General features: G+C 69.8%; 11 protein-coding genes. 4 read left to right on the forward strand and 7 right to left on the reverse strand.

What is annotated here, in order from left to right; translation table 11 throughout:
• Positions 1–88: 88 nt before the first annotated feature.
• Complete coding sequence (locus tag AC529_RS07095) at positions 89–862, reverse strand: TetR/AcrR family transcriptional regulator (RefSeq protein ID WP_083948015.1); 774 nt, start codon at positions 860–862, stop codon at positions 89–91.
• A gap of 133 nt (positions 863–995) precedes the next feature.
• Between AC529_RS07095 and AC529_RS07100 the strand changes: the two genes are divergently transcribed.
• Positions 996–3,188, forward strand: coding sequence for an MMPL family transporter (locus AC529_RS07100; protein WP_068754892.1), 2,193 nt, complete (start codon positions 996–998; stop codon positions 3,186–3,188).
• Between the two features lie 358 nt (positions 3,189–3,546).
• On the opposite strand, the gene AC529_RS07105 is transcribed toward AC529_RS07100, so the two are convergent.
• Positions 3,547–4,026, reverse strand: a complete 480-nt coding sequence (locus tag AC529_RS07105; protein WP_157080100.1) for an HIT family protein — start codon at positions 4,024–4,026, stop codon at positions 3,547–3,549.
• 35 nt (positions 4,027–4,061) lie between these two features.
• Positions 4,062–5,147: a TOMM precursor leader peptide-binding protein gene (locus tag AC529_RS19535; protein WP_157080101.1), complete on the reverse strand. Its 1,086-nt coding sequence runs from the start codon at positions 5,145–5,147 to the stop codon at positions 4,062–4,064.
• 177 nt (positions 5,148–5,324) lie between these two features.
• On the opposite strand from AC529_RS19535, the gene AC529_RS07115 reads away from it, so the two are divergent.
• Genes AC529_RS07115 through AC529_RS07125 form a run of 3 tightly spaced genes read left to right on the forward strand, consistent with a single transcriptional unit; the run spans position 5,325 to position 6,893 of the window.
• Positions 5,325–5,525 carry a hypothetical protein gene (locus AC529_RS07115; protein ID WP_068754895.1) on the forward strand — a complete coding sequence of 67 codons (201 nt, stop codon included), beginning with the start codon at positions 5,325–5,327 and terminating at the stop codon, positions 5,523–5,525.
• Positions 5,526–5,529: 4 nt separating this feature from the next.
• Positions 5,530–6,057 (forward strand): DUF6879 family protein, encoded by a 528-nt coding sequence (locus AC529_RS07120; protein ID WP_068754897.1) that lies wholly within the window; start codon positions 5,530–5,532, stop codon positions 6,055–6,057.
• Positions 6,054–6,893, forward strand: a complete 840-nt coding sequence (locus tag AC529_RS07125) for a helix-turn-helix domain-containing protein (RefSeq protein WP_068754899.1) — start codon at positions 6,054–6,056, stop codon at positions 6,891–6,893. Before AC529_RS07120 ends, AC529_RS07125 begins: the two co-directional genes overlap by 4 nt.
• A gap of 106 nt (positions 6,894–6,999) precedes the next feature.
• On the opposite strand, the gene AC529_RS07130 is transcribed toward AC529_RS07125, so the two are convergent.
• The 4 genes from AC529_RS07130 to AC529_RS07145 all read right to left on the reverse strand — a co-directional run bounded on the left by AC529_RS07130 (position 7,000) and on the right by AC529_RS07145 (position 12,724).
• Positions 7,000–9,093, reverse strand: a complete 2,094-nt coding sequence (locus tag AC529_RS07130) for a 3-hydroxyacyl-CoA dehydrogenase NAD-binding domain-containing protein (RefSeq protein WP_068754901.1) — start codon at positions 9,091–9,093, stop codon at positions 7,000–7,002.
• Positions 9,090–10,292, reverse strand: a complete 1,203-nt coding sequence (locus AC529_RS07135) for a thiolase family protein (protein WP_068754903.1) — start codon at positions 10,290–10,292, stop codon at positions 9,090–9,092. The genes AC529_RS07130 and AC529_RS07135 overlap by 4 nt, the downstream gene beginning before the upstream one ends.
• A gap of 139 nt (positions 10,293–10,431) precedes the next feature.
• Positions 10,432–11,364, reverse strand: a complete 933-nt coding sequence (locus AC529_RS07140) for a tetratricopeptide repeat protein (protein ID WP_232306623.1) — start codon at positions 11,362–11,364, stop codon at positions 10,432–10,434.
• A 91-nt stretch (positions 11,365–11,455) separates the two neighbouring features.
• Positions 11,456–12,724 (reverse strand): HRDC domain-containing protein, encoded by a 1,269-nt coding sequence (locus AC529_RS07145; RefSeq protein WP_068754905.1) that lies wholly within the window; start codon positions 12,722–12,724, stop codon positions 11,456–11,458.
• Positions 12,725–12,760 lie beyond the last annotated feature (36 nt).

The raw sequence follows: 12,760 nt of genomic DNA on the forward strand, positions 1-12,760 counted from the left end.
AGTCAACACTATTGGGGCATCCCGCGGGGCGCGGGACGGATCAGGTGGACAACCCGGTGAGACGCCTGCCGGGCGCCCCCGGTTCCGCTCACCCCTCCGGTGGCCGGTACCGGACACCCACCGACGCCAGCAGGTCGGCCAGTTCGGCCTCGAACAGCGGCTCCATGTCGTCGGGTCCGAACACCATGTTGTGGAAGACCTCCATGCACACCAGGCCGTACAGCCGCACCCAGCAGGCGGTGAGCACGCGCAGCTCCCCCTCGGAGTGCCGGCCTGCGATGCCGGCGCTCCGGGCGAACTGCTCGAGCTGGCGGCACAGCTCGGGCGTGAAGGAGCCGGAGTCGGGGAGCGGGATCCGGTCCTCCTCCAGCAGTCGGTTGAACAGGGTGAGGAAGGTGGAGGCGAAGCGCTGCCCCTCGCGCAGGGCGGCCTCCTCGTGGGGTCCGGAGGGCTGGTGGGGCGGGCGGGGGCCGAACAGCAGGGCGAACTCGGCCCGGTTGGCCAGCGCCCAGGAGCGGAAGGCGCGCAGGGACGCCAGGAGGCGGCCGTCGACGTCCTCCTCGGGCACCCCCGTGTTGGCGTCGGTGATCCAGGCGCTCAGCTCGGCGAAGAAGTCCGCCTGCAAGGACAGCAGCAGGTCGTTGAGGCTGGCGAAGTAGCGGTAGAGGGCGGGCGCGGTCATCCCCATCTCGCGGGCGATGGCGCGCAGTGAGACGCCTTCGGCCCCCTGTTCGACGAGGCGGCGCCGGGCGATCGCCTTGATCTCGGTGAACGCGGCCTCGCGCAGCCGCGCCCGACGCGGTTGCGGGGAGGCGGCGGGCGGGGCGTTGCCGGTGGGCAGGTCGGTGGTGTCCTTGTGCATGGCCTTCCTTGAGCACAGTTTATGCGGCTGGCGGTGGCTGTTTCGGTGGAGTTAGCGCCGTATGCCGGAGTTAACGGTGTTTGCTAACATTATCGCCGTTTGCTGAAATCCAATGCCCTAGGGAGACGCGTCCATGTTCTCTGCGCTCGGCCGGTTCACCTATCGGGGGCGAGTCTGGGTGCTCCTGGCCACGGTGGTGTTCGTCGTCTTCGCCGCGCTGTGGGGCACCGGGCTGTTCGGCTCGGTCAGCGACGGGGGGTTCGAGGACCCCGACGCGGAGTCCACCAGGGCGGCCGAGGTGATCGAGGAGGAGCTGGGCCACGACGCGGTGGACGTCGTGGCCGTGTACCGCAGCGACGAGCTGCGGGTGGACAACCCCACCTTCGCCAAGGCGGTGCAGCGGGTCCTCGACGACCTGCCCGACGAGTACGTCAAGTCGGCCACCAGCTACCTGGACGAGGACCTCAGCGACATCGAACGCGGCATCCTCGTCTCCGAGGACCGGCACGCGGTGTACGTGCCCATCACCCTCGTGGGCGAGGACCAGGTCGAGCGGATGGAGTCCTTCGAGGCGATCGCCGCCGACCTCGACGCCGGTCCGCTCGACACCTACCTGGGCGGCTCCGTCGCGATCCAGAGCGAACTGTCCGAGCAGGCCGAGACCGACGTGGTGAGCGCCGAGATGATCTCCCTGCCGGTGCTGCTGGTCCTGCTCGTCGTCATCTTCGGCGGAGTGGTCGCCGCCCTGATGCCGCTGGCCGTCGGCGGTCTGGCGGTCCTCGGCGCGATGGTCCTGCTGCGCGCCCTCACCTACCTCACCGAGGTGTCGGTGTTCGCCGTCAACGTGGCCAGCATCCTCGGCCTGGGCCTGGCCATCGACTACGGCCTGTTCCTGGTCAGCCGGTTCCGCGAGGAGATGCGCCGCAGCGGCGACGTCGCCTCGGCCGTCCCCGTCACCCTGGCCACGGCCGGGCGGACCGTCGCCTTCTCCGGCGTCACCGTGCTCATCGCCTTCGCCGGGCTGCTGTTCTTCCCGCAGCCCATCCTGCGCTCCATCGGCCTGGGCGGCATCGCCGTCGTCCTGTTCGACCTGGTCGCCGCGCTCGTCGTGCTCCCCGCCCTGCTGGGGGTCATCGGCCGCCGCATCGACGCGCTGCGGCTGCCCCTGCCCCGGCGGCGCTCCGGCGCCCGCGCCGACGACCGCGTGGGGGGCTGGTCGCGGCTGGCGCACAGCGTCATGCGGCGCCCGGTGCTCTACCTGCTCACCGTCACCGCCGTGCTGGTCGCGTTCGCCTCGGCGCTCTTCTCCCTCGACGTCGGCTCCACCGACCAGCGCTACCTGCCCGACGAGGCCGGCAGCCGCCAGGCCACCGAGATGCTGCGGGAGGACTTCCCGGCTGGCGGCGTCAGCCAGATCGACGTGGTGGTCACCGGGGACGTCGCAGAGGACGACCTGGCGGACTTCGCCGCGGAGCTGGCCGACCTGGACGGGGCGGAGGGCGCCGGGGTCGGCCGGGTCGGGGACGGCGTCGCGCACCTGACCGTCGCCTACGAGGGCGAGATCGACGACGACTCCACCGCGGACCTGGTGGCGGCGGTGCGCGGTGCCGACGCCCCCGCGGGCGCCGACGAGGTGCTGGTCGGCGGCCCGGCCGCGCAGCAGCTCGACAACATCGACGCCATCGTCGAGACCGTGCCCGCGACCCTGCTGTTCGTCACGCTGACCACCCTGGTCCTGCTGTTCCTGGCGTTCGGCTCGATCGTGCTGCCGGTCAAGGCGGTGGTCATGGGCCTGCTGTCCCTGGGCGCCTCCCTGGGCGTGGTCATCTGGGGCTTCCAGGAGGGGCACCTGGCCGACCTGCTCGGCTTCACCGCGGTCGGCACCATCGACCCGACCTTCCTGGTCCTCATCATCATCGTCGCCTTCGGCCTGGCCATGGACTACGAGCTGTTCCTGCTCAGCCGGGTCCGCGAGGAGTACCTGGCCACCGGCGACAACACCCACTCGGTGGCGGTGGGCCTGCAGCGCACCGGACGCATTATCACCAGCGCCGCGCTGCTGCTCATCGTGGTGCTGGCCGCGATGGGCGTGTCCGACCTGCTGTTCCTCAAGATCATCGGCATCGGTCTGGCGGTGGCGGTGGTCGTGGACGCCACCCTGGTGCGCGCCCTGCTGGTGCCCGCCACGATGCGCCTGCTCGGCGCCGCCAACTGGTGGCTGCCCGGCCCGCTGCGCCGGCTGCACGACCGCATCGGCATCACCGAGGGCGAGGAGGCCGTGCAGCCCCGCCGCGAGGAGAAGGCGGAGGCGGGCGTCGGCTCCTGACCCCGCGCCGAGCCCGGATTGCCGACGGTCCCGCCCCCGGAGCCGCTCACACCGCCGAATGCGGCTCCGGGGGCGGAGCCGTGCGAGAAATCCGGAGAAACCTCTCCCTTTCCTCCGGGGGTCTGGTGTTAATTTCACTTCGGGACGCAGCAGATGGGATTCTCGCTGATCCGTCCCGATCTGGTCCGCTCCAGGAGAGGAAAGGAGATTTCCGTGAACGGCGACGGCAGCAACTAGCAGCGGAAACGAAGAACATGAGGGTTGGAGGACCAGGTCTTCCAACCCTCATGGAAATCTGTGTGAATGTGTTTTCACGACGTGTCTTCGCGGGCTGTCGCCCAGAGAAGAAAAGTTTTTCTTATCGCTTCGAGTTCCTGATGCGTTCGGCCAGCACGGCCAGTTCCGCATCGTCAGCGCGGGTGTGGTCGTGGGAGGACAGGTAGCCCCGGTACCGGTCGAAGTAGACGTCCACCGAGGAGCGCACCGCCCGCCAGGCCGCGCCCTCGTTGCCCGCGGTGCCGTGCATGGGGAACAGTTTCGCGTGGGCGTGGTCCACGCCGTATCCCTCGTACATGATCCCGGTGCGTGCCACGTCCGCGAACGCGGCGTCCAGGCACCGGGCCGCCTCGCGGGCGGCCAGGTGCAGGGCGAGGTAGGCGTCGGTGTCCATCCGGACCACGTAGCTGGGCCGGTGGGCCTTGGGGATCACCACCGAGAACCCCTCGGTGTTGGGGAAGATCGACAGGAATGCCAGGTGGTCCTCGTCCTCCCAGAACGGGTGGCAGGGCTCCTCCCCGGCGGCGATCGCGCAGAAGACGCAGGAAGCAGCGGAAGGCAAAGAAACCTCCTTCGAGGTTGGTTGTGGTCGTGTAGTCAGGGCTGGAGCGGACCACAGGTTGGGCAGTCGGGATCGGGGATGCTTGGCTGCTCGTCCAGGCGCAGTTCGTGGGTCCACACGCCCACTCTCCGGCCCAGTGACTGCACAAATCCGAAATCGCCCAGGTATTTCAGAGCGTCAAGACTGGCCAACGCGGAGGAGAGCATGTTGGTCGGACCGTGCGAGGGAGCCTGGTACCGGCGGTTGATGCGGGATATCAAGGCGTCGAGTTCCGCGTTTCCTGAAGGGGCCTGGGCAGTCAGTGGACGACAGGACCAGCATCCCGTCTTCCCGGGGACGATCAGTGGTCCCCATACCGCGATGTCGTTGACGTAGCACACGTTGAGCCAGGCTGTTTCGGTCGTGACGCAGTGGGCGTTGACGAGTTCGGTGATGCCCGTGGAATCGGCGGACAGCACGAGCAGGTCGGCTTCGGGAAGGGCAGCGAGATCGGAGAGGTCGGTCATCCGTCGTCTGATCGTGCACACCTCGACGTCAGGGTTGCGGGAGCGTAGCTCCCGTGCCAGGACCTCGCATTTGGCTGCACCGACGTCGGACTCGGTGAACAGGTACTGCCGGGTCAGATTGCTCTTCTCGATGTGGTCGGCGTCGACGAGGGTCACCTGGCCCACTCCGGCGGTGGCCAGGGTGACCGACATCAGATTGCCGATACCGCCGCAGCCCAAGAAGACGATGTGGCTGTCCGCCAGTCGCTTCTGGACCTCCTGCGAATCGGCACCCGAGAGCCTATAGAACAGGGAGGGGCGGCTGTAGCGGTCCTCCGGTCGGTAGGAGCCTGCCGGGATGAGGTAGTGGCCGCTACGAAAGATCTCCACGATTTCCTCAGCACGCCCAGGTGAGAGCCCGCATTCGCGCTCCAGGAAAGCAGCGGCCTCACCGTGAGTGCGGGGAGCCGAGTAGTGGTCGGCGAGACGGATCAAGGGATCCCAGAGGGACGAGTCGTCAAAGACCCGTTGAATGGAACCGAAACCGAGGAAGAGTTGACCGTCCTGAATACCGATTCGGACGTAGGGAGCGAGTGTGTGTGGTTCCTGAAGGACCTCGGCCGTGCTCTGACCCACAACTGACGCCTTTCACGGAAGTGGTCGATGACTGATGAGTTCCTGGTCCTGGACGGTAGAAGCAGCCGTTGGGTCAAGGAGCAAGGTTGCTTGAGATTGCTGACGTAGTGGTGGGAAATTTTTGAAGACTCCGCAGAGAGGCGGACAAACTGGGAGTACCTACCGAGGAGGAGAGGTATGAAGCTGCGCAAGCTTGGAACGACGTCAGTTGGCGGGAAGTGCCCTACTCTGTACGAAACGGACAGCGGGGACATCGTCGTGCAGGGCTACCGACTCACCGACGCCGAGGCGCTGGCTCAGTTGGAGGATGTGCTTCCCAACGAGACGTTCGTCATCGTTCCTCGAGAACTGATGGTTCGTTTCGCGCCCAAGGAGTAGCGGTATGCGCGAATACCTGAACGATGACGACTTCACTGCTTTGTTCCGGTCTTATCGGTACACTGCGTGGCGTCTGGAGACTCGGCGCTACTACGGCAACGTTGGTGAGGACAAGCAGTTCCAGGAGTGGTTGGCGGGGAAGGACCCCGGAGTCGAGTGGCTCAGACCGTGGCTGGGCATGGTGCGGGAGGAACTCGCCAAGGGGAAGCGGATGGAACGGGTGCGAATCGTCGATAACCCGCCCTCGGATTACCTGCGCTGGGAACTGTGGGCCACTCCCTACAACCTCGCGGTGGGTGAGGACATCCGCTACCTGTCCCGGGACCACCCTATCGTCGCGGAACTTCCCGACGAGGATTTCTGGATCTTCGACAGCCGCACCTTGGCGCGGTTCGAGTTCGATGGCGATGATGTCGCCGGCATCTGGCTTGACGACACTCCTGAAGCTGTTGTGACTGCTCTTGCCGCCCGGGACGCGGCGTGGCACCATGCGCTCACCTACACCGACTACCTGGCGGCAAGGGTGGGATGACCGACTACCAGACGGCCCGGACCTCCTTGGGGGCGCGGTTACGTGAGATCCGGATGGAGGCCGGGCTGTCAGGGCGGGCGTTGGCCCAAGCCCTGGGGTGGCATCCGTCAAAAGTGTCCAAGCTGGAGTTGGGCAGGCAGACCGCTTCTGTGGCGGACCTGAAAGCATGGGCGGCGGCCTGTGACGTGCCGGAGACCGCCGCCGAACTGCTTGCGATGCGCAGGACGCTGGAAACCCACTATGCGAGCTGGCGCCGACAGCTTGCTGGAGGCACCAGGGCCAGACAGGCGACCTTCGTCGACGTGGAGAGTCGGATGCGTCGACTCCGGGCTTTTGAGACAGCAGTGGTTCCAGGACTGATGCAAACCCCTGACTACGCCCGATACGTCCTGCGTAACGTGGTGGCCCTACACGGCGCACCGGACGATGTCGAAGCTGGTGTCCGTACCCGGATGGAACGCGCCCGCGTCCTCGAAGATCCGGGAAAGACGTTCGACATCGTCCTGTGGGAGCCGGTTCTGTATGCGCGGGTTTGCCCGGGGGAGGTCATGGTTGGCCAGTTGGACCGTATTGCGGAGCTGATCATCCGCAAGGGTTCGATGATCGGGATTGTTCCGCTGCACATCCGGCTTCCCGCGATCCCCGAACACGGCTTCTGGATCTTCGACGACGACCGTGTGAATGTGGAGACGGTCGGCGCAGAGCTCTCCCTCACCGACAACGACGCGATCGAGCCCTACCGCCGGGTCTTTGCGAGGCTCTCCCAGGCAGCATTGCGTGGCCAGGCCGCACTGCGCCTTGTGGCACGGGCACGGCATCAGCTCGTACCTGTCTGATGACCGGGGCCGCCGCTGACTCCCCGGGCCGCGGACGGGGAACGGCCCCGCCCCCGGAGGAGAGTCGGGGGAGCGGGGCCGCGTCCGCGGGGGCGCTGCTACGGGGTCACAGCGCCTTCAGGCCGTCGGGGTGGAAGCGGGACCCGTTGACCTTCTCGGAGATGCCGGTGCGGTCCAGGTACGGGGTGATGCCGCCCAGGTGGAACGGCCAGCCCGCGCCGGTGATCATGCACAGGTCGATGTCGGCGGGCTCGGCCACCACGCCCTCGTCCAGCATGATCCTGATCTCCCGGGCCAGCGCCTCCAGGGCGCGGTTGAGGATCTCCTCCTCGCTGGACGGGGAGCCGCCGCCGGTGAAGAACGCCCGCACCTCGGGGTCGATGGTGAAGTCGGGGCCGTAGATCGTGGTCCTGCCCGCCTCCACCAGCGCCTTGAGCTGCTGGGACACCCGGAAGCGGTCGGGGAACGCGGCGTGCAGGGTCTCGGCCACGTGCAGCGCCACGGCCGGGCCGACCAGTTGCAGGAGCAGCAGCGGCGACATGGGCAGGCCCAGCGGCGCCACCGCGCGGTCGGCGACCTCCGGCTCGGTGCCCTCCTCGACCGAGGACAGCACCTCGCCCATGAACAGGGTGAGCAGCCGGTTGACCACGAACGCGGGCGCGTCCTTGACCAGCACCGCGGTCTTCTTCAGCTTCTTGGCGGCGGCGAACGCGGTCGCCAGCGCGGCGTCGTCGGTCCGCTCGCCGCGGATGATCTCCAGCAGCGGCAGCACCGCCACCGGGTTGAAGAAGTGGAAGCCGACCACGCGCTCGGGGTGCTTCAGGTCCGCGGCCATCTCGGTGACCGACAGCGACGAGGTGTTGGTGGCCAGCACCGCCTCGGCCGAGACGTACTCCTCGACCTTGGCGAATACCGACTTCTTGACCGACATCTCCTCGAAGACGGCCTCGATGACGAAGTCGGCGTCGGCGAACGCCTCGTACGACAGCGACCCGGTGACCAGGGCTTTGAGCCGGTTGGCCGTGTCGGCGTTGACGCGGCCCTTGGCGAGCAGCTTGTCGACCTCGCCGTGCACGTAGCCCACGCCGCGGTCCAGCCGCTCCTGGTCCAGGTCGGTCATGACCACCGGGACGCCCAGGCGGCGGGCGAACAGCAGCGCGAGCTGCCCGGCCATCAGGCCCGCGCCCACCACGCCGACCTTGGTGACCGGGCGGGCCAGCGACTTGTCGGGCGCGCCCTTGGGACGGCGGGCGCGCTTCTGCACCAGGTTGAACGAGTACAGTCCGGCGCGCAGCTCGTCGCTGAGGATCAGGTCGGCCAGCGCCTCGTCCTCGGCGGCGAAGCCCTCGTCGCGGCTGCGGTTCTTGGCCTCGGCGACCAGGTCGATCGCGCGCAGCGCGGCGGGGGCGGCGCCGTGCAGCTTGCCCTCCACGGTCCAGCGCGCGGTGGCGACGGCCTGGTCCCACGCCTCGCCCCGGTCGACCTCGGGACGCTCGACGGTGATGTCGCCCCGGACGACCTTGGCCGCCCAGCGCAGCGACTCCTCCAGGAAGTCGGCGGGCTCGAACAGCGCATCGGCGATGCCCATCTCGAACACCTGCGGACCCTTGATGGTCTTATTCTGGGCCAGCGGGTTGTCGATGATCAGCTTCAGCGCCTTCTCCGCGCCGACGAGGTTGGGCAGCAGGTAGGTGCCGCCCCAGCCGGGCACCAGGCCGAGGAACACCTCGGGCAGCGCGAACGCGGGGACGCCGGAGGAGACGGTGCGGTAGGTGCAGTGCAGCGCCACCTCCACCCCGCCGCCCATGGCCGCCCCGTTGACGAACGCGAAGGTCGGCACGTTCAGTTCGCCGAGCTTGCGGAACACGTCGTGGCCGAGCTTGCCGATGGCGCGCGCCTGCTCCCGGTCGGTGATCTTCGGTACGCCGTTGAGGTCGGCGCCCACGGCGAAGATGAACGGCTTGCCGGTGATCGCCACGGCGACGATGTCGGTGCGCGCGGCGGCGGCGTCGATCGCCTCGCCCAGGCTCAGCAGCCCGGCGGGGCCGAAGGTGTTGGGCTTGGTGTGGTCGTGGCCGTTGTCCAGGGTGATCAGGACGGCCTTGCCCGCGCCGTAGGGCAGTTCCACGTCGCGGGAGAGCGCCCGGGTGACGACCTCGTCGGCGAACTGCTCCCGCGCGGCCTCGATCGCGCTGCTCACTTGGCGTTCCCTTCCCAGTTGGTGTTCTCCCACAGGACCGTTCCGCCCATGCCCATGCCCACGCACATGGTGGTCAGGCCGTAGCGGACGTCGGTGCGTTCGGCGAAGAGGCGCGACAGCTGCATCATCAGGCGCACGCCGGAGGAGGCCAGCGGGTGGCCCAGCGCGATCGCGCCGCCCCACGGGTTGACCCGCGGGTCGTCGTCGGGGATGCCGAAGTGCTCCAGGAAGGCCAGCACCTGCACGGCGAACGCCTCGTTGATCTCGATGAGGCCGATGTCGTCCATGGTCAGGCCGTTGCGGCGCAGCAGCTTCTCGGTGGCCGGGACCGGGCCGATGCCCATGACCTCGGGATCCACACCGGCGAAGGAGAAGTCCACCAGGCGCATCTTGGCGGTCAGGCCGAGTTCGGAGGCGACCTCCTCGGCGGCGATGATCGCGCCGGTCGCGCCGTCGTTGAGCCCCGCGGAGTTGCCCGCGGTCACGTTGCCGTGGGGGCGGAACGGGGTCTTCAGGCCGGCCAGCGCCTCCAGGGTGGTGCTGGGGCGCGGCGGCTCGTCGGCGGTGGCCAGGCCGTAGCCCTGCTCGGCGCTGCGGACGGCCACCTCCACCAGGTCGGGCTGGATCTTGCCCTCGGCGTAGGCCTTGGCGACCTTCTCCTGGCTGCGCACCGCGTAGGCGTCGGCGCGCTCCTTGGTGATGGTCGGGTAGCGGTCGTGCAGGTTCTCGGCGGTGTTGCCCATGACCAGGGCGGAGGGGTCCACCAGCTTCTCGGAGAGGAAACGCGGGTTGGGGTCCACGCCCTCGCCCATGGGGTGGCGGCCCATGTGCTCGACACCGCCGGCGATGGCCACGTCGTAGGCGCCGAAGGAGATGCCGGCCGCGGTGGTGGTCACCGCGGTCATCGCGCCCGCGCACATGCGGTCGATGGCGTAGCCGGGGACGCTGCGGGGCAGTCCGGCGAGAATGGCGGCGCTGCGGCCGATGGTCAGGCCCTGGTCGCCGATCTGGGTGGTGGCGGCGATGGCGACCTCGTCGATGCGCTCAGGGGGCAGCGCGGGGTTGCGGCGCAGCAGTTCGCGGATGACCCGGACCACCAGGTCATCTGCGCGGGTCTCGGCGTAGAGGCCCTTCCCGGCCTTGCCGAACGGAGTGCGCACCCCGTCGACGAAAACGACGTCGCGGGCAGTTCGCGGCACGATTGCCCCTCCTTGTTCCAGGCGGATGGCGGAGTTGTCACCACCCATGCTACTCGTCAGTAACTAATGGTGCGAGTACGGGAGCGCGCCTTCTTCGGGGTGTTGCGCGGCGGAGGACCGCGGGAGGGGAGCCGCGCGGTCAGTACAGGGCGGCGGCGTCGCCGGGCCGCCCCGCCGCGCGGTAGGCGGCGGCCAGGTCGCGGCGGACGCGCAGCGAGAGCAGCCGGACCTCGGGATCCCCGGCCGCGGCCAGACAGTTGCGGTAGGTCTCCCGCAGCACGCCGACCGCCTCGTCGGGCCGGTCGGAGTGCACGTAGGACAGCCCCAGCCGGTGGTGGACGGCCAGGGTGCGGGGGTGGCGCGCGCCGAGCCTGCGGCGGCGCTGGGCCAGCACCGCCCGCAACTGCTCGCGGGACTCGTCCTCGCGGCCCGTCCGGCACAGCGCCAGCGCCAGGCCCAGCCGCCAGGTCTCCGCCTCCTCGACGGAGAAGGCCGCGTCCCGTTCCAGGGCGCAGCGGTAGTGCGCGACGGCCTCGGCGAACCGGTCGGCGCGTCGGCAGGCCGACGCGAGGCGGGCGCGGGTGAGCACCGTGTCGGGGTCGTCCTCGCCCAGCCGGGCCGAGCGCTGGTCGAGCAGCCGCCGCCAGTGCTGTGCGGCGTCGGCGAAGCGGGCGGCGTCCTCGTGGCACAAGGCGAGGTTCTCCCGGACCACCTCGGTCAGCGGGTGCTGTTCGCCCAGCGTCCGCACCGCGTCGTCCAGGGCCCGCGTGAACTGGGCGGCGGCCTCGTCGCTCCGTCCGGACGCGGCGTACCCGCCCGCCAGGTTGTTGCGTGCGGCGATGGCCTCCGGGTGCTCCTCCCCGTCCCGCGCGACACACTCGGCGAGAGCCCGTTCCAGGACCGCGGTCCGCGCCTGTGCGGGCGCACCGCCCGCCGGAGCGGGGACGTCGGCCGCCGACCCGGGAGGGAGCAGTCGCCGCAGCGCCCGCCGGGCTGCGGACAGCACGGAGGAGAACCAGGGGAGCAGCGCGCCGGAGCCCGCACCGGTGCCGTCGCGCAGCAGAACAGTCACGGTTCAATAACATCACGGGTGGTGCGGTGCAAGGACGGGAGCGACGGACCCCGGCGTATGGGATTCGCCACTTCCGCTCGCCCGGCCGCCCTCACCGCGCCGCCGACCGCAGCGCCTCGGCCAGCGCCGCCGCGGTCAGCTCGGTCTGCCAGTTGCGGGCCTGGTGCTCGCGCAGGTGGCGGGCCACCGAGTCCGCGTCGACCGTCCGGGGCGGCGACCACGCCAGGCGGCGTACCGCGTCCGGCGGCAGCAGGTTCTCCGTCGGCATCACCACCCGCTCCGCGATCTCGGCCACCACGGCGCGCACCGCGTCGAGCCGACGCGCCGCGGCCGGGTCGCGGTCGGCCCACCGGTTGGTCGGCGGCGGCCCGTCCCCCGGCGGGCTGGGCTGGGGGAGTTCCGCCGGTCCCATGTCGCGCACCCGGTTGACCGCCTTGATCCACGCCGGGACGTAGCGGCGGGCCAGCCGGACGGTGAACGCCTTGATCTCGGTCAGCTCCTGGGAGGTACGGGGCATCGCCAAGGCCGCCTCCACGATCGCCGAGTCCTGCAACACCCGCCCCGGGGACAGGTCGCGCTCCCGGGCGATCCGGTCGCGCTCCAGCCACAGCTCCCGGACCACGCCCAGTCCGCGCTGGCTGCGGACCCGGTGGATGCCGGAGGTGCGCCGCCACGGGTCGGGGCGCGGCTCCTTGGGGGGAGCGGCCAGCACCGCCGCGAACTCCTCGCGCGCCCACTCCAGCTTGCCCGCCTGGTCCAGCTCGGCCTCCAGCGCGTCGCGCAGCTCGACGAGGACCTCCACGTCCAGCGCGGCGTAGCGCAGCCAGTCCTCGGGCAGCGGCCGGGTCGACCAGTCCACCGCGGCGTGCTCCTTGGCCAGCCGGACGCCCAGCACCCGCTCCACCATCGTGCCCAGGCCCACCCGCTGGTAGCCCAGCAGCCGACCGGCCAGCTCGGTGTCGAACAGGCGCTGGGGCCGCAGGTTCACCTCGGTCAGGCAGGGAAGGTCCTGGTGGGCCGCGTGCAGCACCATCTCGGCGTCGGCGATCGCCTCCCGCAGCACCGTCAGGTCGGGGCAGGCGACCGGGTCGACCAGCGCCGAGCCCGCCCCCTCGCGGCGTAGCTGGACCAGGTAGGCGCGCTGCCCGTAGCGGTATCCCGAGGCGCGCTCGGCGTCCACCGCGACCGGTCCGCTGCCCGCCGCGAACGCGGCGGCCACGCGCGCCAGCTCCTCCTCGTCGGCGACGACCGGCGGAAGTCCGCCACGGGGCTCGGTCAGCAGGGGGGCCGCGCTCGTCTGCGCCGAGGTGGTGTCGGGTTCGGGGCCTTCTTCGGTCTTGGAGTTCAGCACGTTCGCCACACCCCTACGGTATGTGGTTGGCGCCGCCTTCCGGTT

The sequence above is a fragment of the Thermobifida cellulosilytica TB100 genome (genome assembly GCF_001517975.1).
GTDB lineage: Bacteria > Actinomycetota > Actinomycetes > Streptosporangiales > Streptosporangiaceae > Thermobifida > Thermobifida cellulosilytica.

What these genes read in the sequence shown, in the direction of transcription:
- AC529_RS07095 (WP_083948015.1), bottom strand. Translation starts at nt 862, where the DNA reads ATGCACAAGGACACCACCGACCTGCCCACCGGCAACGCCCCGCCCGCC.
- AC529_RS07100 (WP_068754892.1), top strand. Translation starts at nt 996, where the DNA reads ATGTTCTCTGCGCTCGGCCGGTTCACCTATCGGGGGCGAGTCTGGGTG.
- AC529_RS07115 (WP_068754895.1), top strand. Translation starts at nt 5,325, where the DNA reads ATGAAGCTGCGCAAGCTTGGAACGACGTCAGTTGGCGGGAAGTGCCCT.
- AC529_RS07120 (WP_068754897.1), top strand. Translation starts at nt 5,530, where the DNA reads ATGCGCGAATACCTGAACGATGACGACTTCACTGCTTTGTTCCGGTCT.
- AC529_RS07125 (WP_068754899.1), top strand. Translation starts at nt 6,054, where the DNA reads ATGACCGACTACCAGACGGCCCGGACCTCCTTGGGGGCGCGGTTACGT.